The organism is Pectobacterium sp. 1950-15 (assembly GCF_037136835.1).
In the GTDB taxonomy this organism is placed as follows: domain Bacteria; phylum Pseudomonadota; class Gammaproteobacteria; order Enterobacterales; family Enterobacteriaceae; genus Pectobacterium.
In genome coordinates, this window is the sequence record NZ_JBBBQR010000010.1 from 68,328 (window position 1) to 94,187 (window position 25,860).

23 protein-coding genes are annotated in these 25,860 nt (G+C 52.8%); 14 read left to right on the top strand and 9 right to left on the bottom strand.

The features are described from left to right. Positions 1 to 72 precede the first annotated feature (72 nt). Positions 73 to 1,635, top strand: a complete 1,563-nt coding sequence (gene ahpF, locus WCT94_RS12890; protein WP_336869870.1) for an alkyl hydroperoxide reductase subunit F — start codon at positions 73 to 75, stop codon at positions 1,633 to 1,635. 545 nt (positions 1,636 to 2,180) lie between these two features. Here ahpF and queG read toward each other — a convergent pair. Next, complete coding sequence (gene queG / locus WCT94_RS12895; RefSeq protein ID WP_336869872.1) at positions 2,181 to 3,320, bottom strand: tRNA epoxyqueuosine(34) reductase QueG; 1,140 nt, start codon at positions 3,318 to 3,320, stop codon at positions 2,181 to 2,183. Between the two features lie 170 nt (positions 3,321 to 3,490). Between queG and WCT94_RS12900 the strand changes: the two genes are divergently transcribed. From WCT94_RS12900 to WCT94_RS12955, 12 genes are all read left to right on the top strand, one after another. Continuing rightward, positions 3,491 to 4,372 (top strand): hypothetical protein, encoded by an 882-nt coding sequence (locus WCT94_RS12900; RefSeq protein ID WP_336869874.1) that lies wholly within the window; start codon positions 3,491 to 3,493, stop codon positions 4,370 to 4,372. 92 nt (positions 4,373 to 4,464) lie between these two features. Next, a complete protein-coding gene (gene nnr, locus WCT94_RS12905) occupies positions 4,465 to 5,997 on the top strand; it encodes a bifunctional ADP-dependent NAD(P)H-hydrate dehydratase/NAD(P)H-hydrate epimerase (RefSeq protein ID WP_336869875.1) in 1,533 nt (510 codons plus the stop codon). A 48-nt stretch (positions 5,998 to 6,045) separates the two neighbouring features. Beyond that, positions 6,046 to 6,528: a tRNA (adenosine(37)-N6)-threonylcarbamoyltransferase complex ATPase subunit type 1 TsaE gene (gene tsaE / locus WCT94_RS12910; RefSeq protein WP_336869876.1), complete on the top strand. Its 483-nt coding sequence runs from the start codon at positions 6,046 to 6,048 to the stop codon at positions 6,526 to 6,528. After that, positions 6,525 to 8,195 carry an N-acetylmuramoyl-L-alanine amidase AmiB gene (gene amiB, locus WCT94_RS12915; protein ID WP_336869877.1) on the top strand — a complete coding sequence of 557 codons (1,671 nt, stop codon included), beginning with the start codon at positions 6,525 to 6,527 and terminating at the stop codon, positions 8,193 to 8,195. The genes tsaE and amiB overlap by 4 nt, the downstream gene beginning before the upstream one ends. A 51-nt stretch (positions 8,196 to 8,246) precedes the next feature. Beyond that, on the top strand, positions 8,247 to 10,256 hold the full coding sequence (gene mutL, locus WCT94_RS12920; protein WP_336869878.1) for a DNA mismatch repair endonuclease MutL: 2,010 nt from the start codon (positions 8,247 to 8,249) through the stop codon (positions 10,254 to 10,256). Further along, positions 10,249 to 11,190: a tRNA (adenosine(37)-N6)-dimethylallyltransferase MiaA gene (gene miaA / locus WCT94_RS12925; RefSeq protein ID WP_336869879.1), complete on the top strand. Its 942-nt coding sequence runs from the start codon at positions 10,249 to 10,251 to the stop codon at positions 11,188 to 11,190. Before mutL ends, miaA begins: the two co-directional genes overlap by 8 nt. A 112-nt stretch (positions 11,191 to 11,302) precedes the next feature. Continuing rightward, a complete protein-coding gene (hfq, locus tag WCT94_RS12930) occupies positions 11,303 to 11,602 on the top strand; it encodes an RNA chaperone Hfq (RefSeq protein WP_336869880.1) in 300 nt (99 codons plus the stop codon). A gap of 94 nt (positions 11,603 to 11,696) precedes the next feature. Further along, positions 11,697 to 12,977: a ribosome rescue GTPase HflX gene (gene hflX, locus WCT94_RS12935; RefSeq protein ID WP_336869881.1), complete on the top strand. Its 1,281-nt coding sequence runs from the start codon at positions 11,697 to 11,699 to the stop codon at positions 12,975 to 12,977. 96 nt (positions 12,978 to 13,073) lie between these two features. Continuing rightward, a complete protein-coding gene (gene hflK / locus WCT94_RS12940; protein WP_180742962.1) occupies positions 13,074 to 14,336 on the top strand; it encodes an FtsH protease activity modulator HflK in 1,263 nt (420 codons plus the stop codon). Positions 14,337 to 14,339: 3 nt separating this feature from the next. Further along, positions 14,340 to 15,332 carry a protease modulator HflC gene (gene hflC / locus WCT94_RS12945; protein WP_336869882.1) on the top strand — a complete coding sequence of 331 codons (993 nt, stop codon included), beginning with the start codon at positions 14,340 to 14,342 and terminating at the stop codon, positions 15,330 to 15,332. Positions 15,333 to 15,458: 126 nt separating this feature from the next. Continuing rightward, positions 15,459 to 15,659: a DUF2065 domain-containing protein gene (locus WCT94_RS12950; RefSeq protein ID WP_010285804.1), complete on the top strand. Its 201-nt coding sequence runs from the start codon at positions 15,459 to 15,461 to the stop codon at positions 15,657 to 15,659. A gap of 99 nt (positions 15,660 to 15,758) precedes the next feature. Continuing rightward, positions 15,759 to 17,057 carry an adenylosuccinate synthase gene (locus tag WCT94_RS12955; RefSeq protein WP_015841843.1) on the top strand — a complete coding sequence of 433 codons (1,299 nt, stop codon included), beginning with the start codon at positions 15,759 to 15,761 and terminating at the stop codon, positions 17,055 to 17,057. Between the two features lie 107 nt (positions 17,058 to 17,164). Here the strand turns inward: WCT94_RS12955 and mpl are convergent, their stop codons facing one another. Then, positions 17,165 to 18,550 carry a UDP-N-acetylmuramate:L-alanyl-gamma-D-glutamyl-meso-diaminopimelate ligase gene (gene mpl / locus WCT94_RS12960; protein WP_336869883.1) on the bottom strand — a complete coding sequence of 462 codons (1,386 nt, stop codon included), beginning with the start codon at positions 18,548 to 18,550 and terminating at the stop codon, positions 17,165 to 17,167. A gap of 169 nt (positions 18,551 to 18,719) precedes the next feature. On the opposite strand from mpl, the gene fbp reads away from it, so the two are divergent. Next, a complete protein-coding gene (gene fbp / locus WCT94_RS12965; RefSeq protein WP_010285800.1) occupies positions 18,720 to 19,724 on the top strand; it encodes a class 1 fructose-bisphosphatase in 1,005 nt (334 codons plus the stop codon). A 103-nt stretch (positions 19,725 to 19,827) separates the two neighbouring features. Here fbp and ruvX read toward each other — a convergent pair whose 3' ends face one another. The 7 genes from ruvX to metK form a co-directional block, all read right to left on the bottom strand. Beyond that, positions 19,828 to 20,247: a Holliday junction resolvase RuvX gene (gene ruvX / locus WCT94_RS12970; protein WP_336869884.1), complete on the bottom strand. Its 420-nt coding sequence runs from the start codon at positions 20,245 to 20,247 to the stop codon at positions 19,828 to 19,830. Further along, positions 20,247 to 20,810 (bottom strand): YqgE/AlgH family protein, encoded by a 564-nt coding sequence (locus WCT94_RS12975; RefSeq protein WP_336869885.1) that lies wholly within the window; start codon positions 20,808 to 20,810, stop codon positions 20,247 to 20,249. The genes ruvX and WCT94_RS12975 overlap by 1 nt, the downstream gene beginning before the upstream one ends. Positions 20,811 to 20,893: 83 nt before the next feature. Continuing rightward, on the bottom strand, positions 20,894 to 21,853 hold the full coding sequence (gene gshB, locus WCT94_RS12980) for a glutathione synthase (RefSeq protein ID WP_010285797.1): 960 nt from the start codon (positions 21,851 to 21,853) through the stop codon (positions 20,894 to 20,896). An 11-nt stretch (positions 21,854 to 21,864) separates the two neighbouring features. Next, complete coding sequence (gene rsmE / locus WCT94_RS12985) at positions 21,865 to 22,599, bottom strand: 16S rRNA (uracil(1498)-N(3))-methyltransferase (protein WP_336869886.1); 735 nt, start codon at positions 22,597 to 22,599, stop codon at positions 21,865 to 21,867. Positions 22,600 to 22,716: 117 nt separating this feature from the next. Beyond that, entirely contained in the window at positions 22,717 to 23,415 is a 699-nt protein-coding gene (gene endA / locus WCT94_RS12990) for a deoxyribonuclease I (RefSeq protein WP_336869887.1), read from the bottom strand. A 96-nt stretch (positions 23,416 to 23,511) separates the two neighbouring features. Continuing rightward, positions 23,512 to 24,024 carry a SprT family zinc-dependent metalloprotease gene (locus WCT94_RS12995; protein ID WP_180742953.1) on the bottom strand — a complete coding sequence of 171 codons (513 nt, stop codon included), beginning with the start codon at positions 24,022 to 24,024 and terminating at the stop codon, positions 23,512 to 23,514. 249 nt (positions 24,025 to 24,273) lie between these two features. After that, on the bottom strand, positions 24,274 to 25,425 hold the full coding sequence (metK, locus tag WCT94_RS13000; protein WP_336869888.1) for a methionine adenosyltransferase: 1,152 nt from the start codon (positions 25,423 to 25,425) through the stop codon (positions 24,274 to 24,276). Positions 25,426 to 25,860: the final 435 nt, after the last annotated feature.

Consider the following 25,860-nt stretch of genomic DNA (forward strand, 5'->3'; position numbering starts at 1 on the left):
GGCCCGGTTTTTTGGGGCCAGCACCCCGCACGACTTTGTCTTTGTACCCACTTGCCTAATTAAGGACGACCAATGCTCGACAATACGATGAAAGTCCAGTTGAAAGCCTATCTGGAAAAATTAACCAAACCTGTTGAGTTGATTGCGACTCTGGATGACTCCGCTAAATCTGCTGAAGTCAGAACCTTGCTGACTGAAATCGCTGAGCTGTCCGAACGGGTAAGTTTTGTTGAAAAGAATGAGTTGGCAGTACGTAAGCCTTCATTCCTGATTACCAATCCAGATTCCCAAAGCGGCCCGCGTTTTGCCGGTGCGCCAATGGGACACGAATTTACCTCCCTGATTCTGGCGTTATTGCAGGTGGGCGGTCATCCGTCGAAAGAAGCGAAAGAATTACTCGATCAAATCCGCCATCTTGACGGTGCGTTCCACTTTGAAACGTATTACTCGCTCTCCTGCCACAACTGCCCGGACGTGGTGCAGGCACTGAATTTAATGGCAGTGTTAAATCCGAATATTACCCATACCGCGATTGACGGCGGTGTGTTTCAGGATGAGATTCAAAGCCGTAATGTCATGGGCGTTCCCACCGTTTTCCTGAACGGCGAACACTTCAGCCAAGGGCGGACGAGCCTGGCTGAGATTGTGACTAAAATCGATACTGGTGCGGGCGCTAAACAGGTTGAGAAGCTGAACCAGCGTGACGTCTATGATGTGTTAATCATCGGTAGCGGCCCGGCGGGCGCAGCCGCGGCGGTCTATTCGGCGCGTAAAGGCATTCGTACCGGTTTGGTCGGCGAGCGCTTTGGCGGTCAGGTACTGGATACCGTCGATATCGAAAACTATATTTCCGTTCCGAAAACGGAAGGTGCCAAACTGGCGACCGCGCTGAAGAGCCATGTTGATGACTATGATGTCGATGTGATCGACGCGCAGAGCGCAGAAGCCTTAATTCCTGGCGGCGAACCGGGTAAACCGCATCAGGTGATTACCGTATCCGGTGCGACGCTGAAAGCGCGTAGCGTGATCATTGCGACCGGCGCACGCTGGAGAAACATGAATGTACCCGGCGAAGATCAGTACCGTACGCGGGGCGTAACGTACTGTCCACACTGTGATGGCCCGCTGTTTAAAGGCAAACATGTTGCGGTGATCGGCGGCGGGAACTCCGGTGTAGAAGCCGCTATCGATCTGGCTGGCGTAGTGAAACACGTGACGCTGCTTGAGTTTGCTCCGGAACTGAAAGCGGATTCTGTATTGCAGGATAAAGTGCGTAGCCTGCCGAACGTTGACATCATTCTGAATGCGCAAACCACAGAAGTGAAAGGCGATGGACAGAAGGTGACGGGGCTGAGCTACAAAGATCGTCTTACCGATACGGTGCACGATTTAGCACTGGAAGGGATCTTCGTGCAGATTGGCCTGCTGCCTAACACCCACTGGCTGGAAGGGACGGTAGCCAGAAACCGTATTGGCGAAATTGAGATCGATGCCAAGTGCGAAACCAGTGTGAAAGGTGTCTTTGCTGCCGGCGACTGTACGACGGTACCGTACAAGCAGATCATCATCGCGACGGGTGAAGGCGCAAAAGCATCCTTGAGCGCGTTTGACTACCTGATTAGAACCCGCGCATAACATCGATTCGTGGGAAAGGGGGGCGACGCTGCTGTCACCGTCCCAATTCTTTGAGACGATCTTAATGCTCCGCGCGGCGATGCCTCATAAAAAGGTGTCGCCGCGCTTTTTGTTTTCGATCGTAAAATCTTCCTTTTGATCATAAAACGCCCCTTTTGATCGTAAAAAGTAGATCTCAGCCCTTGCCAAGGGACGATAAGAAATTCATAATGCTGGCCGCTCTGTGCTATTGCACGTTTTTGCTGTCTACACAGCATCGTATTTCGAGCGTTAGTGTTGCCTCAGTCCACATCATTTTTTATCAGTTAATACAAAAAATCATATTCTTCTTAACAGACTTATCCACAGGCTGTTTGTTGGTTATTTATTAATCACGCTATGTTATTGATAAAATACTGTAGAGTATCTTATTGATATTTATTCATAAATTTTACTTATAAAACGTTATAACGATCGCTTGTACTTTTTGTGACAGTTGATTGGCAACGGTTTTTTTTATTTATTCACAGCGCGTGCGACAAACTGATGACAACGGTTTGCGCGACTCACGCATCGCGCGGTAATCCTTTCTCTACTGCACGAATAAGTCGTTTTTTCTGTGTAGACTGGACGTCAATTTCCACTGACGCACGGCGTTCTAACTGCTGACGCATCGCCCAGTGGATATGTTCATCCAACAATCCGCTTTCACCCAGACGAGCTTGCAGGGCCAGCACGATACTATCCTGATAGGGGGCATTTCCCAGTGCGACGGCAATATTGCGTAGCCAGCGGAGATGACCGATGCGCCTGATCGGTGACCCTTCCGTAATCCGCAGAAATTTCTCTTCATTCCAGCCGAATAGCGCCAACAGCTCCGGCGTATGCAGTGCAGCACGCGGGCTGAAATCGGCTTCGTCGGTGAGCTGCGAAAACCGATTCCACGGGCAAATAAGCTGACAGTCATCGCAGCCGTAGATGCGATTGCCCATTAGCGGACGAAATTCTTCAGGAATCGGGCCTTCCAATTCGATAGTCAGATAGGAAATACAACGGCGGGCATCGACGGTATAAGGTGCGACAATTGCGCCTGTTGGGCAGGTGGTCATACAGGCGACACAGCGGCCGCACTGTTCTTCCTGCGGCCGATCGACGGGCAGGGGTAAATCGATCAGCAGCTCGCCGAGAAAGAACCAGGAACCAGCCTCTCTGTTCAGAATTAGTGAGTGTTTACCAACCCAACCAAGCCCGGCTTTCGCGGCCAACGGGCGTTCCATGATAGGAGCGGAATCGACAAAGGGGCGAAAATTCAGTTCACCGCAGTATTCCTGAATCCGATCGCCGAGCTTTTTCAACCGCTGGCGTAACAACTTGTGGTAATCGCGGCCCAGCGCATAGCGGCTAACGTAGCCGAGCTCCGGATTCTTTAAGGTACTGGCGAATGCGGCTTTGGCGGGCAGGTAATTCATACGAACACTAATGACGCGCAGTGTACCGGGCAGCAGCTCATGTGGACGCGCCCGCAGCATGCCATGGCGCGCCATCCAATCCATTTCTCCGTGGTATTGCTTATCCAGCCAGTCCTGAAGCCGAGGCTCTTCTGCGGACAAATCGGTGTCGCAGATGCCGACCTGCTGGAATCCCAATGCCTGTCCCCATTGCTTGATGTGTTGCGCTAATTCGTTGAGATCGTAGGGGTATGACATGGGGAACCGTAAAATGTACTGTATTACCCCGATTTTACCATAACGTTTAGATATCGTTGTTGAACAGAACTGTATTGTCGATAAAAAGAACAGATAAAGACTTTGAGGCGGTCGTCGATAATTTTAGACGATAGCAAATAAAAACGTATGAATATCTCTGGGAGCACCTCATGGAAATGACACCATTGGTTTCTTATCGCACCACTGTTCACGGCTTAGATCTCCACATTGATGTTAACCAGCGGCAGGCTGCGCAAATGACTACGGTTGCGTCATCGAAGCCGATTACCTTTGAACATGTGCAAATCAGTCAGGAAGGCCGGGATCAGTTACAAGACTCTATTATATCCCAGCCTGTTCGCCGTTTTTTTTCCTCTGATATCGATAATGCATTGTCACAGGCCTTAGCCGAACAGCCTGAGCAGGTGTCTCAGGCGGTTTATCGTATCATTGATGAAAATTTCATGAATAGCTCAGCGGTAAGTGGAGAGCAGCGTCAAGCTTCGTTAGCGCTGGGACTTTCTCAGGCTGCTTATCTCGCCGAACACTATATCAATGACGATCGGAAGCAATCCTTTCTGGATACGATGAAGCAAATTGCGGCGATTTCGCAGACGCAGACAACGGACGAAACAGGCAATGTCTCTTATTACACTCCTCCTTCCTATATACCTGGAACGACGGAATATAAGGTGGACTGGGTAGAAATCATGAAGGAAAAAGAACCGAAGCGTTATGAGAGGTATCAGGAAGCGATGGCGTCCGGTGACACGGTAAAAGGGTTAGAAGAGTTTATTAGCTTCGCCAAAACTGCTGCCATTAAACATTCTGATTGGGGACGGGAGTATCAGGATAACGCTGCCAGAAAAGTTAACGATCTGAAGCAGGCAGAAATAAGCAATCCATTTGCCAATATTGATTTGTCCACCTCATCTGGCTTTATGTCGAACGCGCTTGATGTATTGAAAAGCGTTTTTAATGCACAAACGCAGCAATACTCGGTAAAGCGGCTCGAACAATTCTTTGCTTCGCTACCTGAGATTTCTCGCTAATAGGCCCTGATCGTCTGCCCGTTCTCTCTGGCGAACCGGGGCAGACCTTGCTAACTTGAAATGCATGTTCCATGTCATTGATGGAGAACAACATGCATCACGCCACTGAGTCTCATCGGCTCGATACGGCAGAAACCACATTGCCTGATTCGGTGTTTTACGCCGACTGGGTGCGCCGCGAAGAAGCCAGAGCGGCGCGCGAGTCAGGACTTTCGCTGTGGGTGCTCATGCAGCGTGCGGGAGACGCGGCATTTCAGGTGGCGCGCCAATGCTATCCCTCGGCTCGACGCTGGCGGGTTCTGGCTGGACACGGCAATAACGGCGGTGATGGATATGTGGTCGCCAGTTTGGCGCGAGCTGCGGGCATTGACGTGGATGTTGTTGCCTGCACCAGCGACAAGCCGCTGCCCGATGACGCCCGCCTTGCCCGCCAGCGCTGGCTGGAGCAGGGCGGGTGTGTTCAGGATGTGAATGCGCAGGATGCTGCTTCGCCGTGGCCGGAAGGGATCGATCTCATCGTTGATGGTCTGCTCGGCACCGGGCTTTCCGCTGCACCGCGCGCACCCTATGCCGCATTAATGACACAGGCGAATGCCTATCCCGCCCCTATCGTTTCACTGGATATTCCCTCTGGATTGCATGCCGAAACCGGCGCTTGTGCTGGCGTTGCGATCTGCGCGGCGCAGACGGTGACGTTTATCGCGTTGAAACCGGGGTTACTGACGGGCCGTGCGCGTGAGCAGGTTGGGACATTACATTACCACTCGTTAGGCTTACAGAGATGGCTAGACGACCAAACTGCGCCGATACGGCGACTGACCGCGGCGCAGCTTGCCAAATGGTTGTCTCCTCGACCGGCCGGACAGCATAAAGGCGATAACGGCAGACTGCTGGTAGTGGGCGGCAATGCTGGCTTGGGCGGCGCGGTATTGATGGCCGCCGATGCAGCGTTACACAGCGGCGCAGGCTTAGTGCGAGTACTTACTCACAAACAGTATCAATCGGCGTTTCTCACGGCCCGACCTGAATTAATGGTGCAGGAACTGACGACAGATACCCTGCGGCAGGGGCTGGAATGGGCGGATGTCGTCGTGATTGGACCCGGTTTAGGACAGGATGAATGGGGTAAAAATGCGCTGCGTCTGGCAGAAAATTGTAACAAACCCATGTTATGGGATGCGGATGCGCTTAACCTGCTGGCAATCAATCCGCATAAGCGGCAGAATCGCGTGCTGACACCTCACCCCGGCGAGGCGGCGCGTTTACTGAATTGCCGTGTCTCTGATATTGAAAGTGATCGCTTACTTGCAGCGACAAGGTTGGCAAAACGCTATGGTGGCGTTGTCGTGTTAAAAGGGGCGGGAACGGTCATCGTCAGCGAGCGGGACGAGGTTGCCATTGCTGATGTGGGTAACCCCGGTATGGCGACAGGTGGTATGGGTGATGTGCTGTCAGGTATTGTCGGCGGTTTGCTGGCACAAAAGCTCTCGCTGTATGATGCGGCTTGTGCAGGGTGTGTTGTACACGGTGCGGCGGCCGATTGGTTGGCGGCCCGACGCGGCACCCGGGGTATGCTGGCAACCGACTTACTGCCTGTGCTGTTCCGGTATGTTAATCCGAGCTGATGTTTTTAGAGCCGATGTTTTTAGGACTTATGTTGTTAGAACAATAGAATGAAAAAAATAGTCTTACTTCTGCCGGATGAGGCAGCCACTATCTCGTTAGGCACGGCGCTGGCGCAAGCCTGTGACGGCGCTTGTGTTATCCACCTTTATGGCGATCTTGGCGCGGGGAAAACGACGTTTAGTCGCGGGTTCCTACAGGCGCGTGGTCACCAGGGCAATGTCAAAAGCCCCACTTATACGCTGGTAGAGCCTTATGCGTTATCGCCGCTGGCGGTCTACCACTTTGATCTCTATCGACTGGCCGACCCGGAAGAGTTGGAGTTTATGGGGATCCGTGATTATTTAACGCAGGATGCCATTTGTCTGATTGAATGGCCGCAACAGGGTGCAGGCGTGCTGCCCGATGCGGATATCGAACTGCATTTGCGCTATCAGGATCAGGGCCGACAGGCTGAACTGTCCGCTGTCTCTGCGGTGGGAGACGCGATGTTGCAACGTTTTTCTCTTCAGCCAGGAACAACAGAATCATGATGAGTCGTATGGTTACGCTGTTCATCGGCGTGTGGCTGTTGCTGGCGGGGTCGGCGTGGGCCGCTAATCTGTCGGACATTAAGGTGGACAACGCCTCAGGCCAGGCCACGGTGCGCCTGAGCTTTAGCGGTCAGCCTATTTATGCTTTTTTCCCACTCAGTAACCCTGCCAGAGTGGTGATTGATATTCGTCAGACTGGCGTCATTCAGGGATTGCCGCTGGATTTCAGCGGGCAAAATCTGATTAAGCGTGTGCGCACCAGCAATGCGCAGGACGCACAAAGCCTGCGTTTGGTGCTGGATTTGACTCAGGCGGCTAAAACGCGAGCGGTGACGCAAAAAGAAGGATCGGGTTACGTTGTGGTTTTCACCATCACGGGTGATAAAGCAAAAACGGTGCAAGCCTCAGCGCCTCCGGCTTCACGGCAGCAGAATAGCGCACCGGTAGAACCCGCCAAAAATCCGTTTACCAACAAGCCGACTGTGGCCGTCAATAGCAGTTCGTCATCAGCCCGCGTGCCAGCCCGGCAGGGGAATGAACGCGTTGTGGTGGCGATTGATGCCGGTCACGGCGGGCAGGATCCTGGTGCGATTGGCACGAACGGGCTGCGGGAGAAAAATGTCACTATTGCTATCGCCCGTAAGCTACAAGTCTTACTGAATAACGATCCCGCTTTTAAAGGTGTGCTGACGCGTGACGGCGACTACTTTATTTCTGTCATGGGGCGTTCGGACGTGGCGCGTAAGCAGGGCGCGAACCTGTTAGTGTCGATTCACGCAGATGCGGCGCCGAACCGTAATGCCAAAGGCGCGTCCGTTTGGGTGCTGTCCAACCGCCGTGCGAACAGTGAAATGGCAAACTGGCTGGAACAGCATGAGAAGCAATCTGAACTGCTGGGCGGGGCTGGCGATCTGTTAGCGAACAGCAGTGCCGATCCTTACCTGAGTCAGGCGGTACTGGATCTGCAATTTGGTCACTCTCAGCGGGTCGGGTATGACGTGGCAACCAAGGTACTGCGTGAACTCCAGCGCGTCGGGGGGCTGCATAAACGACGTCCTGAGCACGCCAGTTTAGGGGTGTTGCGCTCGCCGGATATTCCCTCTCTACTTGTGGAAACCGGATTTATCACCAATGTTTCGGAAGAGCGGCTGTTGGGGAGTAACGATTATCAGGAAAAAATCGCCAATGCGATTTATCAGGGGCTGAGGGGGTACTTCCAGACGCACCCGATGCAATCTCTCCCAAAGCAGGAAAGCCGCCCACTACAGTCGGCGGCAAATGATACCGCAACGTCAAGTGATAACGTCAGCGCGGCAAAGGCGACTGCGGGCAGCACGCGTCATACCGTTGCACGCGGTGAAACACTTTCTTCCATTGCCCGGAGTTATGGCGTCAGCCTCGCGGCCATGCGTGACGTGAATAAGCTGAACAAGGATATCGTCTGGGTTGGACAACGCCTGAATATTCCGGCGACAGGGACGAAACAGACGGCATCATCCCCAGCGCCCAAAAAGGCAGCGCCGGTGAAGCATAAGGTCGTAAAGGGTGATAGCCTAAGTGCGATCGCTGCCCGCTACGGTGTCAGCATGAAAGATATCCAGCAAGCGAATAATATGCGTTCCGGCACGGTACAACTGGGGCAAACGCTGATTATTCCGTCCGCCTGATGCTTCATACTGACGATGTCGATAGATTGAAGATTGTAAGAGGGATACGCCATGCCGATTCAGGTGTTGCCACCGCAGTTGGCTAACCAGATCGCCGCCGGAGAAGTGGTTGAGCGTCCGGCTTCGGTCGTGAAGGAGCTGGTGGAAAACAGTCTGGATGCAGGGGCAACCCGGATTGATATCGACATCGAGCGCGGTGGTGCGAAGCTGATTCGTATTCGTGACAACGGTTCGGGCATCGGAAAGGATGAATTAACGCTCGCGCTGGCGCGTCATGCGACCAGCAAAATTGCGACGCTCGACGATCTGGAAGCGATCGTCAGCATGGGCTTTCGCGGCGAAGCGCTGGCGAGTATCAGTTCTGTCTCCCGTTTAACCCTGACATCACGCACCGCCGAACAATCCGAAGCCTGGCAGGCCTACGCCGAAGGGCGTGATATGGCGGTGACGGTCAAACCTGCGGCTCATCCTGTGGGCACCACGCTGGAAGTGTTGGATCTGTTTTATAACACGCCTGCCCGCCGTAAATTTATGCGTACCGAAAAAACCGAATTCACGCATATTGATGAGGTGGTGCGCCGTATTGCGCTGGCGCGTTTCGATGTCGCCATTACGTTGCATCATAACGGTAAGCTGATGCGGCAGTACCGTGCGGCACCGGATAAAAGCCAGTATGAACGCCGGTTGGGCAGCATCTGCGGGGCGACCTTCCTGCAGCATGCGCTGGCGGTGTCCTGGCAACACGGCGATCTCACTATTCATGGCTGGGTGGCCGATCCGGTTGGCGCGAAACAGCTGCCTGATATGCAGTATTGCTACGTGAACCAGCGCATGATGCGCGATCGGCTCATCAACCATGCCATCCGACAGGCTTATCAGGATCAGCTCAGTGACGATCAGCAACCCGCCTATGTGCTGTATCTGGAGATCGACCCGCATCAGGTTGATGTGAATGTGCATCCTGCCAAGCATGAGGTTCGGTTCCATCAGGCTCGGCTGGTGCATGACTTTATCTATCAGGCGGTGATGTCCGTTCTGCAACAAGCATCTGCACCGGGGCTTGGCATGACGGAGCCGGAGACCGGGAAACCCGTGCAATGGCAGCAGGAAAATCGTCCCGCCGCCGGCGAAAACCATTTTGCTCAGCCGTCGCGTACCGATAACTCGCCGTCGTATGGCGGGAAAACGCCGCGTGCGGGCCATGCCGGTCAGGCGAGAGACACAGCCTATTCCGGCTATCAACCGGAACATCCGTACCAGAAAAAGCAGGGCGATCTGTATAAGACGCTGCTGCAACCGGCGGATAACGCGGCAAGTGCGCCAATCCCGTCTGGCGAGCGCGTTTCTGTACCGCCGAATCGCATTATGCCGCCAGATGCGTCGGTGCCGTCGGCAGCATCACATGATTCCCCTCCACATCGAACCGCGCCGGACACGGCCGTCAGTAATAATAAGTCACGCGCGCCCGTTGAGTCGCCGCTGGAAAGCCAATCGAATGGCTTTGGCCGAGTATTGACGGTTTATCCGCCGTGCTACGCGCTGCTGGAGTACCATAAGGGGCTGGCGATGCTGTCGCTTTCCGTTGCTGAGCGCTATCTGAAAGCGGTGCAGCTGACGCCGTCGGAAGAGGGGCTGCGGGCGCAGCCGTTGCTGATTCCGCAGCGCCTGACGTTGAGTAAATCTGAGCTGAGCGTGTTGTCTGCACATCACGCTTTGCTGGCGCGTTTTGGTATTGATGTACTTGTTGAGTCACAGCGTGCGACGCTGCGGGCTGTACCTTTACCATTGCGCCAACAAAATTTACAAAACTTGATCTCCGAACTGATAGGCTATCTGGCCAACTATCAGACGGTTGAGACGCAGCAGGTGGAACCTGGTGAATTAGCATCGTGGATGGCAACGCGATTGCAGAGTGATCAGGAAAGCTGGAGCCATTCTCAGGCCATACAATTACTGGCGGATGTCGAGCGGCTTTGTCCGCAGTTGGCGAAAGCGCCGCCGTCTGAACTTTTATATATGATGGACATCCATGATGCCATCAAGGCTTTAAAGCATGAGTGATGTAGAAAAAGCGTCGTTGCCGCCCGCCATTTTTATCATGGGGCCAACGGCGTCAGGAAAAACGGCATTGGCAATGGCGTTACGAGAATATTTGCCGGTAGAGTTGATTAGCGTAGATTCCGCCCTCATCTATAAAGGCATGGATATCGGGACAGCAAAACCGAGTGCGGAAGAGCTTGCACAGGCACCGCATCGGTTAATCGACATTCTCGATCCGGCGGAATCCTATTCTGCGGCCGATTTTCGCCGCGATGCGCTACGTGAGATGGCAGACATTACCGCTGCCGGGCGCATTCCCCTCCTGGTTGGGGGGACGATGCTGTATTTCAAGGCGCTGCTGGAGGGGCTTTCTCCTCTGCCGCCAGCCGATGCTGCCGTGCGCCAGCGTATTGAAGAACAGGCAAAAGAAATCGGCTGGGAAGCGATGCATCGGCAGCTCAGTGAGATCGATCCGGTAGCAGCAATTCGGATTCATCCAAATGATCCACAGAGACTCTCGCGAGCACTGGAAGTTTTTTTCGTTTCAGGTAACACTTTAACTGAACTGACAAAAACGTCTGGCGACGCGCTGCCCTATCAGGTTCATCAGTTTGCTATCGCCCCGGCGACGCGTGAATTGTTGCATCAGCGAATTGAACAGCGTTTTCACCAGATGTTGGCGGCGGATTTTGAGAGAGAAGCCCGGTTATTATTTGCCCGGCAGGACCTTCATACGGATATGCCCTCTATTCGTTGCGTTGGTTATCGCCAGATGTGGTCATATTTATCCGGTGAAATTGATTACGATGAAATGGTTTATCGGGGAATTTGTGCGACGCGTCAGCTCGCGAAGCGGCAAATGACCTGGCTACGCGGTTGGGATGATGTCTGCTGGCTGGATAGCGAAAAACCAACTGAAGCACTGAACAAGGTAATAGAGGTTGTTAGTGCATAGGTTGAGTGATTGTGTACAATCGGTGAGTCTCAGCGTGCAAGTTTTTTACACCGTTATTTTAGAGCCGTAGGGCTCTTTGTTACAAACAACATACAAATAAGGAAAATATAGAATGGCTAAGGGGCAATCTTTGCAAGATCCGTTCTTGAACGCTTTGCGTCGTGAACGTGTTCCGGTTTCGATTTATTTGGTGAACGGTATTAAGCTGCAAGGTCAGATCGAATCTTTCGATCAGTTCGTGATTTTGTTGAAAAACACGGTAAGTCAGATGGTTTATAAGCACGCCATCTCTACAGTTGTTCCCTCTCGTCCTGTATCTCACCATAGCAACAATCCAGGCGGCGGCAGCAATTATCACAGTAACAACACGGCGGCTTCGCAGCAGTCGCAGGAAGCTGATGACGCCGAATAAGGCGTATTGTCAATTCACCACGGCGCGGGAGAGCTGGATGCATCGCTCGGCTCCTTCGCTGTGGTGTTTTTTGCTCGTTTAAGAGGTTACTCGCTTGTTTGACCGTTATGAATCAGGTGAACGGGCCATATTAGTTCATATTTTTTTCTCGCAAGATAGAGATACTGACGATCTGCTGGAGTTTGAATCTCTGGTTTCTTCTGCCGGTATTGAATCCTTGCAGGTGGTTACTGGTAGCCGTAAGGCGCCTCACCCCAAGTATTTTGTCGGGGAAGGTAAAGCCGAAGAAATTGCCCAGGCAGTAAAAGAAACTGGCGCGTTTGTCGTGCTGTTTGATCATGCGTTGACGCCTGCTCAGGAACGTAATCTGGAGCGTTTGTGTGAGTGCCGGGTGATCGATCGTACCGGACTGATTTTAGATATTTTTGCCCAGCGTGCGCGTACTCACGAGGGGAAATTACAGGTAGAACTGGCACAGTTGCGCCACCTCGCGACCCGATTGGTTCGCGGTTGGACGCACCTTGAGCGCCAGAAAGGCGGTATCGGTTTGCGTGGCCCGGGTGAAACCCAGCTTGAAACCGACCGTCGTTTATTGCGTAACCGTATCACTCAGATACTGTCGCGTCTTGAACGGGTAGAAAAACAGCGTGAACAGGGGCGGCGGTCGCGGGTTCGCGCCGATGTCCCCACCGTTTCGCTGGTGGGCTATACCAACGCGGGTAAATCCACGCTGTTTAACAAGATTACATCGGCGGGCGTCTATGCCGCCGATCAGTTATTTGCCACACTGGATCCAACATTGCGCCGCATTGAAGTGGATGATGTCGGTGATACAGTGCTGGCGGATACCGTAGGTTTTATCCGGCAGTTGCCCCATGATTTGGTGGCTGCGTTTAAGGCTACACTACAGGAAACACGTCAGGCCTCGCTGCTGTTGCACGTTGTTGATGCCGCCGATCCTCGTCTCGACGAGAACATCGAGGCGGTTAATGACGTACTGGCGGAAATCGAGGCGGATGAAATACCTGCGCTGTTGGTAATGAACAAGATTGATATGCTGGATGATTTCGTTCCGCGTATCGATCGCAACGAAGAGAATCTACCGGTACGGGTCTGGCTTTCAGCACAGACTGGTGACGGTATTCCGTTGCTATTTCAGGCATTGACTGAGCGGCTTTCCGGGGAAATCGCACAATATACCTTGCATCTTCCCCCGCAGGCAGGACGCTTGCGTAGTCGTTTTTACCAGCTTCAGGCAATAGAAAAAGAATGGATTGAAGAGGATGGGCAAATTGGTCTGGTTATTCGTATGCCGATTGCTGACTGGCGCCGCCTCTGCAAAAAAGAGCAGGAACTGATGGACTATATTGTCTGATTTGACTGGCAAAAACAGTCTGAGCGGTGAAATAGTCTGACGGACTCTGGGATATTGAACCTGAAGAACACCTATCATAAAGAATGGAGCTAAAACATGGCGTGGAATCAGCCCGGTAATAACGGACAAGACCGCGACCCGTGGGGGAGCAGCAGCAATAATGGCGGCAACTCTGGCGGAAATAACAATAAAGGTGGCCGAGATCAGGGGCCGCCGGATCTGGACGACATCTTCCGTAAACTGAGCAAAAAACTCAGCGATCTGGGTGGCGGAAAAGGTTCTGGCTCAAGCAACAGCGGAAATTCTGGCGGCCCAGCACTGGGTGGCCGGATCGTCGGTATCGCTGCCGTCGCTGCGGTTGTCATCTGGGCTGCTACGGGTTTCTATACCATTAAAGAAGCGGAGCGCGGTGTCGTCACGCGCTTTGGTAAATTTAGCCATTTGGTTGGGCCAGGTCTGAACTGGAAACCGACCTTCATCGACTCTGTTCGCGCTGTGAACGTCGAGTCGGTGCGTGAACTGGCGACGTCGGGCGTGATGTTGACGTCAGATGAGAACGTCGTGCGCGTTGAAATGAACGTGCAATATCGTGTCACGCAGCCAGAACAATATCTGTTCAGCGTAACCAATGCGGATGACAGCCTGCGTCAGGCAACTGACAGCGCGCTGCGCGGCGTTATTGGTAAGTACACGATGGACAAAATTTTGACCGAAGGCCGTACCATTGTGCGTACGGATACTCAGCGTGTACTGGAAGAAACCGTTCGTCCGTACAACATGGGTATCACACTGCTGGACGTCAACTTCCAGACCGCGCGTCCGCCAGAAGAAGTGAAGGCCGCGTTTGATGATGCGATTGCCGCTCGTGAAAACGAACAGCAATATATTCGTGAAGCGGAAGCCTACGCGAACGAAGTGCAGCCGCGTGCTAACGGTCAGGCTCAGCGTATTCTGGAAGAGTCTCGCGCTTATAAAACCCGTACCGTTCTGGAAGCTCAGGGTGAGGTTGCCCGTTTTGCCAGAGTTTTACCGGAATATAAAGCCGCGCCAGAAATCACCCGCGAGCGTCTGTATATCGAAACAATGGAACGCGTGCTGAGCCATACCCGTAAAGTGCTGGTCAATGACAAGGGGGGCAACCTGATGGTGCTGCCGTTGGATCAGATGCTGCGTGGACAAGGCGGTGAAAATACGCAAAGCAACAGCAATAACAGCAGCGCTAGCCCACTGCGTCTGCCCACTGGTAGCAGCGGTGCAGCGAATAGCAACCAGACGCGCAGCAGTAACAATGGAAATATCATGGATCAGCGCAGAGCAAATGCGCAGCGTGATGACTTCACTCGAGTAGGGAGAGAATAATCGATGCGTAAGCCCTTACTATTTATCCTGATCCTGGTACTGATGGTGGTCTATGCGTCACTGTTTGTGGTGCAGGAAGGCCAGCGCGGCATTGTGATGCGTTTTGGCAAAGTATTGCGTGATGACGAGAACAAGCCGCTGATTTATGCACCGGGATTGCAGTTCAAGATTCCGTTTATCGACTCAGTGAAAATGCTGGATGCGCGTATCCAGACGATGGAAAACCAGGCTGACCGCTTTATCACTAAAGAGCAGAAAGACCTGATTGTCGATTCCTACCTGAAATGGCGTATCAGCGATTTCAGCCGTTACTATCTGGCAACGGGCGGCGGCGACATCTCTCAGGCTGAAGTGCTGCTGAAACGTAAGTTCAGTGACCGTCTGCGTTCTGAGATTGGTCGTCTGGATGTGAAAGGGATTGTTACCGACTCGCGTGGTCAACTGATGTCTGACGTGCGTGAAGCGCTGAATACCGGTACGGGTGAAACCACCGAAGCCGATAATGCGATTGCTTCTGCTGCTGCGCGCGTTGAGAAAGAAACGACGGGCAACGAGCCTCACATCAACCCTAACAGCATGGCTGCACTGGGGATTGAGGTTATCGATGTGCGAATTAAGCAAATCAACCTGCCAACGGAAGTCTCTGACGCGATTTACCAACGTATGCGTGCAGAGCGTGAAGCAGTAGCGCGTCGTCACCGTTCACAGGGTCAGGAAGAAGCTGAAAAGCTGAAAGCGGCGGCAGACTATGAAGTCACCCGTACGCTGGCTGAAGCGGAACGTCAGGGACGTATTACCCGTGGTGAAGGGGATGCCGAAGCGGCGAAACTGTTTGCTAACGCCTTCAGTGAAGATCCAGACTTCTACGCTTTCGTTCGTAGCCTGCGTGCGTATGAAAACAGCTTCAGTAATAATCAGGACGTGATGGTTCTCAGCCCGGATAGCGACTTCTTCCGCTACATGAAGTCACCGGACAGCGTGGTACCACGCCGCTGATAGTCATTAACTGACGTCTTTCATCAAGCCCGGGTTCTTTCTCGGGCTTTTTTTTGCCATTTTCTGGCAGAGAGATATTCAAGGGTTTGCTCCTGCACGAATCTGATGCGGAGAAAAGGGGTTGTTATGAATTCAACAATTTGGTTGGCGCTTGGGCTGGTTTTGGTGCTTGAAGGGCTGGGGCCTCTGCTGTTTCCCCGTCTCTGGCGGCGTATGATTTTGGGTATCGCGCAGCTGCCGGATACTATTTTGCGCCGTTTTGGCGGCGGAATAGTTGTTGCAGGGTGCGTGATCTACTACATGTTGCGTAGCCGGATGGGCGGCTAGAATTACGCGGAAAAATGTGCGCAATCGTGTGCTAAAAGTACTGAAAGCATCCAAATGAGATGTTAGAATCCTTTTTTAAGCAACCTGGTGATTCTTGAAATGGGTAAGAACGTCGTCGTACTGGGCACCCAATGGGGTGACGAAGGTAAAGGCAAGGTCGTTGACCTGCTGACTGAACGGGCTAAATATGTTGTGCGCTATCAGGGTGGTCACAACGCTGGCCACACGCTGGTTATCAACGGTGAAAAAACCGTCCTTCATTTAATTCCTTCTGGCATTCTGCGTGAAAATGTTGTCAGCATCATCGGTAACGGTGTTGTGCTGGCGCCTGACGCACTGATGAAAGAAATGACGGAGCTTGAAGCGCGTGGCGTCCCGGTACGCGAACGTCTGCTGCTTTCTGAAGCTTGTCCGTTAATCCTGCCTTATCACGTCGCGTTGGATAACGCCCGTGAGAAAGCGCGTGGTGCGAAAGCAATTGGTACGACTGGCCGCGGTATCGGCCCAGCGTATGAAGATAAAGTTGCTCGCCGTGGTCTGCGCGTTGGCGATCTGTTTGATAAAGAAACGTTTGCCGTCAAACTGAAAGAGATCGTCGAATACCATAACTTCCAGCTGGTTAACTACTACAAAGCTGATGCTGTCGACTACCAGAAAGTGCTGGACGATGTGCTGGCGATTGCCGACATCCTGACAGCGATGGTCGTTGATGTTTCCGATCTGCTGTACAAAGCGCACCTGCGTGGCGATTTCGTCATGTTTGAAGGCGCACAGGGTACGCTACTGGATATCGACCACGGTACTTATCCGTACGTGACCTCCTCGAATACCACTGCGGGTGGCGTTGCTACCGGTTCTGGTCTGGGTCCACGCTATGTCGATTACGTACTGGGTATCGTTAAAGCTTATTCTACCCGTGTGGGCGCAGGTCCATTCCCGACTGAGCTGTTTGAAGAAGTCGGTGAGCACCTGTCTCAGAAAGGTAACGAGTTTGGCGCGACCACGGGTCGCCGTCGTCGTACCGGCTGGCTGGATGCGGTTGCCGTGCGTCGTGCAGTACAGATCAACTCGCTTTCTGGCTTCTGCCTGACCAAGCTGGATGTTCTGGACGGCCTGAAAGAGATTAAAATCTGCGTAGGCTATCGTTTGCCGAATGGCACCGAAGTGGATACCACTCCGCTGGCTGCTGAAGGCTGGGAAGGTCTTGAGCCGATCTACGAAACGATGCCAGGTTGGTCTGAAAGCACGTTTGGCGTGAAAGATCACAGCAAACTGCCGCAGGCTGCACTGAACTACATCAAACGTATCGAAGAAGTCACCGGTGTGCCGATTGATATTATTTCCACCGGCCCAGATCGTAGCGAAACGATGGTGTTGCGCGATCCGTTCGACGCTTAATTTCGTCCCTTAACGGGTGATACGAATATGAAAAAGGACGGGATTCCCGTCCTTTTTGCTATCTGTAAGTTAACCGTCGTTGTGTGAACGACGACGGTTTCTACCTGTTATTCCTTGGCTTCTTCCGCTTTCTGCGCTTTCTTTTTCAGACCATCCAATAGCTTATTGTGGATGTTGCTGAATCCACCGTTGCTCATCACCAGAATATGGTCGCCTGGCTGTGCGGTCTTGACGATGTTTTCTACCAACGTGTCAATATCTGCACTCCAGTGAGCAGGCTGTACGCAGGCTTCCGCGACTTCTACGACCTGCCATGGAATATGGGCCGGCTGGAAGAGGAAAACTTCATCAGCACGGCCTAATGACGGCGCCAGCTCATTCCTGCACATCCCCAATTTCATGGTGTTGGAACGGGGTTCAAGCACAGCCAAGATACGCGCTGTGCCGCCAACCTTGCTGCGTAGCGCCGACAGCGTCGCCAGAATCGCGGTGGGGTGGTGTGCAAAGTCGTCATAAACTGCGACGCCATGCTCTGTACCGCGTAATTCCAGACGGCGACGTGCGTTGATAAAACCGCCCAGCGCGCGGCAGGCATCTGCGGGCAGCACGCCGACATGATGTGCTGCGGCAATCGCCATCAGCCCGTTATGCATGTTGTGTTCACCCACCAGCTTCCAGTGGACTTCACCGACGAGTTCATTGTTCAGGTAAACCTGATATTGGCTGGCATCAATCGACACTTTCTGTGCCCGCCACGCGCCTTCTTCGCCAACCAGTTCCTGCTCACTCCAGCATCCCATTCCCATCACCTGTTTGAGGTTAAGGTCGTTGGTTGGCAGGATGATTTTCCCGCTGCCCGGCACCAGCCGCACAAGATGGTGGAACTGTTTTTGAATGGCTTTCAGATCGTCAAAGATGTCGGCGTGATCGAACTCAAGGTTGTTAAGCACCAGCGTTCTGGGGCAGTAATGTACGAATTTGGAGCGTTTGTCGAAAAATGCACAGTCATATTCATCGGCTTCGAGCACCATGAACGGGCTGTCACCCAAGCGAGCGGAAACGGTAAAGTTGCCGGGAACGCCACCGATCACAAAGCCGGGCTGGTAGCCGCAATCTTCCAGAATCCAGGTGACCATCCCTGCCGTGGTGGTTTTGCCATGTGTACCCGCAACGGCAATCACCCAGCGATCGCGTAATACATGATCATGCAGCCACTGTGGACCGGAAACATAAGGTAATCCCTGTTCCAGTACGGCTTCGACGCACGGGTTTCCACGCGTCATCGCATTGCCGATGATGACCAAATCAGGTGCCGGGGTAAGCTGTGCCGGATCGTAGCCCTGAATTAGCGTGATTCCCTGCTCTTCAAGTAAGGTACTCATGGGGGGATAAACATTTGCATCTGAGCCCGTGACGTCATGCCCCAGTGAACGAGCAAGCAGGGCAAGGCCACCCATAAAGGTGCCGCAGATACCTAAAATATGAATACGCATACATTTTCCATCTTCACAGTGAGTCTGCGTCACATTCTAACGCTATGAATCCGCCATAAGAAATGGATTTGACTAGGTACTCACTTTCTCTTTGGGCTACACTGCATGCGCAAACGTTGGCGGTGCAGAAATGAAACCGCTTTTCATCCGTAGATTCTGGAATAGTGTTATGAAAACGTTAGGCGAATTTATCGTCGAAAAACAGCACGATTTCTCTCACGCCACAGGTGAGCTTACCGCGCTGCTGTCTGCTATTAAACTGGGTGCCAAGATTATTCACCGTGATATCAATAAAGCGGGTCTGGTTGATATTCTGGGTGCCAGCGGCATTTCTAATGTCCAGGGCGAAGTACAGATGAAGCTCGATCTGTATGCCAATGAGAAACTGAAAGCGGCATTAAAAGCACGTGGTGAAGTGGCAGGTATCGCCTCCGAAGAAGAAGACGAAATTGTTATCTTTGAAGGTGATAAGGCGGAAAATGCCAAGTATGTGGTTCTGATGGACCCGCTGGACGGCTCGTCGAATATTGATGTGAACGTCTCTGTCGGTACGATTTTCTCTATTTATCGCCGTATTACGCCGCTGGGAACCTCCGTCACGGAAGCGGACTTCTTGCAGCCGGGTAGCCAGCAGGTTGCTGCGGGTTACATCGTTTACGGTTCTTCAACCATGCTGGTGTACACCACGGGTCACGGCGTTCACGCTTTTACCTACGATCCATCACTCGGCGTATTCTGTCTCTCGCATGAAAAAGTTTGCTTCCCAGAAAAAGGGAATATGTATTCCATCAACGAAGGGAACTACATCAAGTTTCCTGTCGGCGTGAAGAAATACATCAAATACTGTCAGGAGCAGGATGAAGAGACGCAGCGTCCTTATACGTCGCGTTATATCGGCTCACTGGTTGCAGATTTCCACCGTAACCTGCTGAAAGGCGGAATCTACCTGTATCCAAGCACGGCGAGCTATCCGAAAGGCAAACTGCGTTTGCTGTACGAATGCAACCCGATGGCGTTTCTGGCGGAGCAGGCAGGCGGTAAAGCTAGCGACGGTAAAAACCGTATTCTGGATATCACGCCAGAGAAACTGCACCAGCGCTCACCGTTCTTTGTGGGAACGGAATCCATGGTTGATGACGTGGAACGTTTCATCCGTGAATTCCCCGATGCCTAATTAACGCTGTCCCGTGTTGGTGGATTATCTGCCAACGCGGGATAACGGCTTATGGCGTGCTGCCCAGTACGCCATTTTTGTGGCTCGCCACAACCCGCATTTTTTAGTGTTGTGCCTCGAACCAGCTTTCCAGAATAATCACCGCAGAAGCCGCATCTACGCTCCCTTTATCCAGCGCTTTAAAGCCGCCACGTTCGAAGAGATCCGCGCGCGCTTCCACCGTACTCAAGCGTTCATCGTGTAGCGCAATCGCGACGCCAAAACGGCCATGCAGCCGGTTGGCAAATTTCCGCGCCCGTGCCGTCAGCGGCTGTTCGGTGCCGTCCATATTGAGCGGTAAGCCAACGACGACCAGGTCGGGCTGCCATTCTGACAGCAGTTTCTCCACTTTTTGCCAGTCTGGAATCCCTTCCTGCGCTTTGAATGAGGTCAGCGGCCGCGCCGTACCAGTAATCTCCTGACCGATGGCGACACCGATACTTTTTGTCCCAAAATCAAAGGCAAGAATGGTTCTGCTGCTCATCAGGCATGTCCCGCTTCTGTGGAGATATTATGAATATCGATACCCAGCTTTCTGGCCGCGGCACGCCAGCGTTCGGCAATGGGCGTATTGAACAGAATGTCTTTATCGGCTGGCGTGGTCAGCCAGGCATTTTCTAACAGTTCTTCTTCCAACTGACCGTTCTCCCAGGCGGAATAGCCTAAGGCGACCAGCGTATTTTTCGGCTGATTAGGCGTACCCAACGTTTCCAGCACGTCTTTTGACGTGGTGATCATTGTGTCTTCAGAAATACTGATGCTGGAACCAAAGCCGGGGCAGGGCGTATGCAGGATAAAACCACGGTCGTCCGCCAGTGGGCCGCCTATGAAGACGGGTTTATCTAATCGGATCGCAGGATCGCGCGGTGTCGGATCTATTTTTAGCTTTTTCAGCACATTTTCCACGGAAAACTGATCCATCGGTTTATTGATGATCAGCCCCATGGCTCCGTCTTCATTATGTTCGCAGATATAGACCACCGAACGTTTAAATACAGAGTCCTGTAGTGCTGGCATAGCAATGAGGAAGTGATGCTGTAAATTCATTATGTATTTTTATCGATATCCGTCAGCGTTGGAGAAACGGCCCGTATTGCGCGGGCCGGGTGGTGTGTCAGATGTTTCTGGTATTAGCGGGTACGTGCAGCCAGACGTTTTTCAATCGCGTCCATCAGCATGCCGGTGATGGAAACATCCGGGTAGGCCGCTTCGATTTCACGCACGCAGGTCGGGCTGGTGACGTTAATTTCTGTCAGACGGTCGCCAATGATGTCCAGACCGACGAAAATCAGGCCTTTAGCTTTTAACGTTGGAGCGACGTCACGGGCGATTTTCCAGTCGCTTTCGGTCAGTGGACGGGCTTCACCACGACCACCGGCTGCCAGATTGCCGCGTGTCTCACCGCTTTTCGGGATTCGCGCCAGACAGTAAGGAACAGGTTCGCCATCGACGACCAGAACGCGTTTGTCGCCATCTTTAATCGCAGGCAGGTAGTTTTGCGCCATACAGTAGCGGGTTGCGTGTTCGGTCAGCGTTTCGATGATGACCGAGACGTTGGCGTCATCCTGCTTCAAACGGAAAATAGACGCACCGCCCATGCCGTCTAGTGGCTTGAGAATGACGTCGCCGTGTTTTTCATGGAACTGGCGCAGCTTGTCCGCACGACGTGTAACGAGCGTATCGGGGGTCAGGTGCGGGAACCAGGCGGTGAACAACTTCTCGTTGCAGTCACGCAGGCTTTGCGGTTTGTTGACGATCAGTGTGCCTTTCTCTTCCGCGCGTTCCAGAATATAGGTGGCGTAGATGAACTCCGTATCGAACGGTGGATCTTTACGCATCAGCACCACGTCCAACTCTTCCAGCGCAATGTCCTGCTCGCCGGAGAAATCGTACCAGCCATCGTAATCGTACTGGACGCTCAGGCGACGCGTTGTGGCACGGGCAACGCCCGCGTGCATATAGAGATCGTTCATCTCCATGTAATGCAGTTCCCAACCACGGCGCTGTGCTTCCAGCAACATGGCAAAGCTGGTGTCTTTCTTGATATTGATGGTGTCAATCGGGTCCATCACGATACCGAGTTTGATCATTCTTTTCTCCTTTACCCCAAATCGCCGAAACGTACCTGTAAGGCGGTCATGGCGGTGAGTGCAGTGGTTTCTGTGCGCAAGACGCGTGGCCCCAACAGGATATCAGTGAATCCGTGTTCTGAGGTCATGGTAATTTCATTGGCGGTGAGCCCGCCTTCCGGGCCGATCAGCAGCCTGACCCGTTCTACGGGCAGAGGCAGCGTATTGATACTTTGTGTGGCGCGTGGGTGCAGATTTAATTTCAATGCATTGTCTTGTTCCGCACACCAGGCTTCCAGCGTCATCGCCGGTCGCACCTGCGGCACACAGTTGCGGCCGGATTGTTCGCAGGCGGCAATCGCAATTTTCTGCCACTGGCTAATTTTTTTCTCCATACGCTCGGCATCCAGTTTTACGCCACAGCGTTCAGAAAGTAGCGGGGTAATCACATTGACGCCCAGCTCGATGGATTTCTGGATAGTAAATTCCATCTTTTCGCCGCGTGACATCACCTGTCCCAGATGTAAATGTAGGGGCGATTCTTTATTTTCCAACTTACCTGCTGTGAAGCGAACGCGCACACTCTTTTTGCCTGCCGCGATGATTTCCGCATCAAAGACATGATTGCTGCCATCAAACAGCTGCAATGCCTGGCCCGTATTCATGCGTAACACGCGACCAACATGGTTGGCGGCGTCGTCGCTCAGTTCGGCTTCACCGCCGTTAAGAGGGAGCGTCTCGGGATGAAAAATGCGTGGTACTCGCATGCTGAATTCAGACCTTTGAATGAAATTAATCGGCACAAGAACGCCAGAAATAGGTAAAACCACCGTCATCTGACGGCGGTTTTACTGGAAACAGATTCGCTATAGTAGGTAGACGAACTAGCGCTGGCAAGCCTGTTGAACGTAGGGATTTGGGTTTCCCTGTTTTGCGGCGATGCGCTGATTGCGGGTACATTCCCACTGCGTGACCGGATACTGCTTATCCCAGGCTTCGAACAGCTGAGTTTGCTGACTGGACAGGCGTAACTGATAGCGGTCACGCATGTAGAAATAGGTACGGGCGATCTGGCCACGGGCACGAGCAGGCGGTTCTGCCAGATTGTTTTGAAAATCAATCTTCATCTCGCATTGGCCGTACTGGGATGCCCCCCCGTTCCACTGCCCATACATGGCATTGCCGCGATCGCCGTTGACCTCGCCGATAGCGGGCTGCAGGTTGTGCAAATCGGTTTCCATCTCACGGTAGACGGGGTCGCTGCTACAGTTTTTTCTGCCGCCATCCTGCCAGCACTGGCGCTGGTGGCCGAACTGCCAGGCCGGTACAACGTGTTCCCACTCGATACGGCTGGCACGTTGTTCATTTTTTCTGACCTGATAGCCGCAGGATTCAAGATCGGGGGTGCCTTTTTTGCCCTGCCACGTAATTTTGCAGCCGCAGTAGAACGAACCCGGCGCATCCCGGTTAATGTCAACAGCGGCGGCTTTTGCCTGCGAAAAATTATTGATGTTCTGACCTAACACGGCAGCCGAAAACAGACCCGCGCCAACGGCGGAGATAGCGAGAATTTTGCGTAGCATATTCCAAATAATCCACAGGCTGTAAAGTTGGCAGACTACCGGATGTCTCGTCGGCAGGCAAATGCAAAAGCAGTTTTTAAAACTGGAAATTCCCTTTTAAATAGAACTTTTTACATCATGACGTAAGGTTTTTCCGCAACGACGGCAGCGATATTCTGTTTCGCCGCGCAGCACCCGATTGTGCCGGCGGATTGTCAGTTCATGCCGTTGACAATCGCACAGGTAAGTGAAGGTTTTCCCCTGCACGGATTGCACTGCAAACCGATGCGTGCGTTTTGCCGGAACATGCAGGACGCTTTCCATCATCCAGCGCCATTCTTTGCCATGCGGCGCGACGCGGCCAAAGCGCGCGTAAACCAGCAGATGAGCCAGTTCATGAGGAACTACCTCATCGATAAAAGCCTGCTGATTTTCCTGCAATAAGACGGGATTCAGCCGAATTTCCCAGTGTTGCAGCCAGGCCGTGCCTGCCGTAGCGCCGCGTTGCTGGTAATTCACCGTGGGTTCAGTGTAGTCCGTCTGCAAAGTGAGGTTGGCCTGCTGCAATTTATCACGCAGGCAGCGCATCACAGCCTGATGGCTGGCAATCGGAATTCGGGGAGTGTTCATTGCTGTGAGCATAAATTGAGTGGCAGGGAGACGCAATAGGTGAAGCGGAGGGAAATGTGGAGGAGCCCGGAATGAAAGACGGCGGATTTTCATTCGCCGTCTTATACCCGTCATACTTCAAGCTGCATGTGTGTTGGCTTTCCTCGCTCACCCCAGTCACTTACTGGTGTAAGCTCCTGGGGATTCGCTGTGTCGCCGCCTTCATGCAACTCGAATTATTTAGGATATAGTCTTTGTTGCATTACTGGATTACAGACCTGCAGCTTCGCGCAGCTCTGCGGCTTTGTCCGTTTTTTCCCATGGGAAATGTTCGCGGCCAAAGTGACCATAGGCTGCGGTTTCCTGATAAATCGGATGCAGCAGATCCAGCATCTGGATTAAGCCGTAAGGACGCAGATCGAAGAATTCGCGCACCAGCAGCGTCAGTTGCTCGGTAGACACTTTCTCTGTGCCGAAGGTTTCGATCATGATAGAGGTGGGTTCTGCCACGCCGATAGCGTAGGACACCTGAATTTCGCAGCGATCGGCCAGGCCTGCCGCGACGATATTCTTGGCAACATAGCGTGCGGCGTAGGCTGCAGAACGGTCTACTTTAGACGGATCTTTACCTGAGAATGCACCGCCGCCGTGACGCGCCGCGCCGCCGTAGGTATCAACGATGATTTTACGACCGGTCAGGCCGCAGTCACCCATTGGGCCGCCGATAACAAAGCGTCCGGTTGGATTGATGAAATATTTGGTATTGGCAGACAGCCACTCGGCAGGCAGAACCGGTTTGATGATCTCTTCCATCACCGCTTCATGCAGATCTTTCTGGCTGATGTCTTCTGAATGCTGGGTAGACAGTACCACGGCATCGATGCCGGCAATCTTGCCATCGTCGTACAGGAACGTAACCTGACTTTTCGCATCCGGACGCAGCCACGGCAGTGAACCGTTTTTACGCACTTCTGACTGACGCTGAACCAGACGGTGCGCGTAAGTCACGGGAGCGGGCATCAGTACGTCGGTTTCGTTGGTCGCGTAGCCGAACATCAATCCCTGATCGCCTGCACCTTGTTCCAGCGGATCGCTGCGGTCAACGCCCTGGTTGATGTCGGGAGACTGCTTACCAATCGCGCTCAGTACGGCACAAGAATTGGCATCAAAGCCCATTTCAGAATTGACATAACCGATATCACGCACGGTACGACGGGTAATTTCTTCGATGTCGACCCAGGCACTGGTGGTAATTTCACCACCGACTAACACCATGCCGGTCTTTACATAAGTCTCACAAGCGACACGCGCTTTTGGGTCTTGCTCCAGAATGGCGTCGAGAACCGCATCAGAAATCTGGTCAGCAATTTTATCAGGATGTCCTTCAGAGACTGACTCGGACGTAAAAAGGTGTTTAGCCATGAGTTTCTTTACCTTCAAATCAAAGCCGTTAAGCAGCGTATCAGTTAATCGGTATAGACGGATTAACATCTGGATGGCTATTCTAGGTCACCTTTTAGTCTCAGTGCCAGTAGTTTTTCGCATTAGCTCGCCATCGTCCTTTTATCATCGGCCATTTTTTCTTTTACAAGAGATGACTGGTGGTAATTTTCATTTTGCTTTTCCAGCAGCATGTCGGTATAAACGGCGATCTGTAGCGGTAGGGTGTACGCCGCGACATGGTGAATTTCTTATTGATAGCTGACCGCATAGCCTGCGGCGCACGTGGAGGTGGTAGGATTAATGATCCGTTGTTTACTGAGTATATTGCGTTCGCAATATGTCCCTTTTGACGCTACCGCGTCAGCGACTCAACCCTTCTTTTCCGTTTCTCGACGTTGCCTGTCTTTAAATTCG

Bases quoted from the DNA above. Each gene is read 5' to 3' on its own strand.
- ahpF (WP_336869870.1), top strand. From the start codon at position 73: ATGCTCGACAATACGATGAAAGTCCAGTTGAAAGCCTATCTGGAAAAA.
- queG (WP_336869872.1), bottom strand. From the start codon at position 3,320: ATGTCATACCCCTACGATCTCAACGAATTAGCGCAACACATCAAGCAA.
- WCT94_RS12900 (WP_336869874.1), top strand. From the start codon at position 3,491: ATGGAAATGACACCATTGGTTTCTTATCGCACCACTGTTCACGGCTTA.
- nnr (WP_336869875.1), top strand. From the start codon at position 4,465: ATGCATCACGCCACTGAGTCTCATCGGCTCGATACGGCAGAAACCACA.
- tsaE (WP_336869876.1), top strand. From the start codon at position 6,046: ATGAAAAAAATAGTCTTACTTCTGCCGGATGAGGCAGCCACTATCTCG.
- amiB (WP_336869877.1), top strand. From the start codon at position 6,525: ATGATGAGTCGTATGGTTACGCTGTTCATCGGCGTGTGGCTGTTGCTG.
- mutL (WP_336869878.1), top strand. From the start codon at position 8,247: ATGCCGATTCAGGTGTTGCCACCGCAGTTGGCTAACCAGATCGCCGCC.
- miaA (WP_336869879.1), top strand. From the start codon at position 10,249: ATGAGTGATGTAGAAAAAGCGTCGTTGCCGCCCGCCATTTTTATCATG.
- hfq (WP_336869880.1), top strand. From the start codon at position 11,303: ATGGCTAAGGGGCAATCTTTGCAAGATCCGTTCTTGAACGCTTTGCGT.
- hflK (WP_180742962.1), top strand. From the start codon at position 13,074: ATGGCGTGGAATCAGCCCGGTAATAACGGACAAGACCGCGACCCGTGG.
- hflC (WP_336869882.1), top strand. From the start codon at position 14,340: ATGCGTAAGCCCTTACTATTTATCCTGATCCTGGTACTGATGGTGGTC.
- WCT94_RS12950 (WP_010285804.1), top strand. From the start codon at position 15,459: ATGAATTCAACAATTTGGTTGGCGCTTGGGCTGGTTTTGGTGCTTGAA.
- WCT94_RS12955 (WP_015841843.1), top strand. From the start codon at position 15,759: ATGGGTAAGAACGTCGTCGTACTGGGCACCCAATGGGGTGACGAAGGT.
- mpl (WP_336869883.1), bottom strand. From the start codon at position 18,550: ATGCGTATTCATATTTTAGGTATCTGCGGCACCTTTATGGGTGGCCTT.
- fbp (WP_010285800.1), top strand. From the start codon at position 18,720: ATGAAAACGTTAGGCGAATTTATCGTCGAAAAACAGCACGATTTCTCT.
- ruvX (WP_336869884.1), bottom strand. From the start codon at position 20,247: ATGAGCAGCAGAACCATTCTTGCCTTTGATTTTGGGACAAAAAGTATC.
- WCT94_RS12975 (WP_336869885.1), bottom strand. From the start codon at position 20,810: ATGAATTTACAGCATCACTTCCTCATTGCTATGCCAGCACTACAGGAC.
- gshB (WP_010285797.1), bottom strand. From the start codon at position 21,853: ATGATCAAACTCGGTATCGTGATGGACCCGATTGACACCATCAATATC.
- rsmE (WP_336869886.1), bottom strand. From the start codon at position 22,599: ATGCGAGTACCACGCATTTTTCATCCCGAGACGCTCCCTCTTAACGGC.
- endA (WP_336869887.1), bottom strand. From the start codon at position 23,415: ATGCTACGCAAAATTCTCGCTATCTCCGCCGTTGGCGCGGGTCTGTTT.
- WCT94_RS12995 (WP_180742953.1), bottom strand. From the start codon at position 24,024: ATGAACACTCCCCGAATTCCGATTGCCAGCCATCAGGCTGTGATGCGC.
- metK (WP_336869888.1), bottom strand. From the start codon at position 25,425: ATGGCTAAACACCTTTTTACGTCCGAGTCAGTCTCTGAAGGACATCCT.